Origin of the sequence: Carnobacterium sp., assembly GCF_032094055.1 — a bacterium.
GTDB lineage: Bacteria > Bacillota > Bacilli > Lactobacillales > Carnobacteriaceae > Carnobacterium_A.
In genome coordinates this window covers 271-1,279 of the sequence record NZ_DAMDAK010000071.1, presented here as the reverse complement: position 1 = coordinate 1,279, position 1,009 = coordinate 271, and the positions used below count along the sequence as shown (strand labels likewise).

The 1,009-nt window shown below is 38.4% G+C and carries 2 protein-coding genes; both read right to left on the bottom strand.

What is annotated here, in order from left to right:
• The coding region (locus RT405_RS10305) for a PTS transporter subunit EIIC (protein WP_313469523.1) at window positions 1-307 on the bottom strand (307 nt) is incomplete at its 3' end.
• Between the two features lie 283 nt (window positions 308-590).
• Window positions 591-1,009 (bottom strand): FtsX-like permease family protein (locus RT405_RS10300; protein ID WP_313469521.1); only part of this gene is annotated, 419 nt, incomplete at its 5' end.

Genomic DNA, 1,009 nt, shown 5'->3' with positions numbered 1-1,009 from the left:
TGGTAATGATCGTATTCGATATCGGATCAACACCGAATTCCAGCGCCATATTATAGCCAATTCCGATAGCAGAAATCAATCCCAATAAGCCAAATGTAACTGCAACTGGAGCATTTAATTTTCCGGCAATAGGAGCAATAAAATCTGTCCAAGCTTTGATCGGCAAGTTGCCGATGATCAGAAAAAAACTGCCCACGATCGTAAAAGGAATCGTTAACGTTAAGCCGTTCCGAATAGCTACTAAGATTTTATTTTCTCCAACTTTCAAAAAAAATGGCAGTACGTGCTTTTCTAATCCTGTTAACATGTCGTTTCCTCCTCATCCTCTTATGATTATAGATAGCTTCAGTTTACCTTACAGAACAGACTGTTGAGAAATAATTTGTCTTGAGATTAAAATGAGAGAACCAAACAATAACAGCCATTAGCCGTTTTGCTTGATTCTCTTTTATTGGGCTTGTCTTTACTAAACAGTATGTTAACTAGGCCAGCTGTCGTAGTTTAAATAATACAACTTCTTGTTTTTACTGTTATATACGACTGCAGTATAAATATTTATCCCCATTACCACACACTTGCTTTGCTTCGTTTTATCGGTAAATGGCTTTGATGGGGTCCATTTTAGCTGCATTGATAGCCGGCATAATGCCGAAAAATAATCCAGTCAGAACAGAAACAGAAGTAGATAACAAAATCGTCTGCATCGTCAAAACAGGTTTCAGTTCCATAAAATTACCGATCAACAGAGCAATTCCATAACCCGATACCAATCCTAATATCCCACCAATAAATGTAATAAAAGCTGCTTCTAGAATAAATTGGAAAAGAATGTTCCGCGGCTTAGCTCCAATTGCACGGCGGATTCCGATTTCTCTCTTACGTTCAGTAACGGATACGTACATGATGTTCATCACACCGATCCCGCCAACTAGCAGAGAAATAGCCGTGATAGCCATTAAAAAGCTCACAATTCCAGACATGTAACTTTCCATCTCTTGCTGCATTTCTT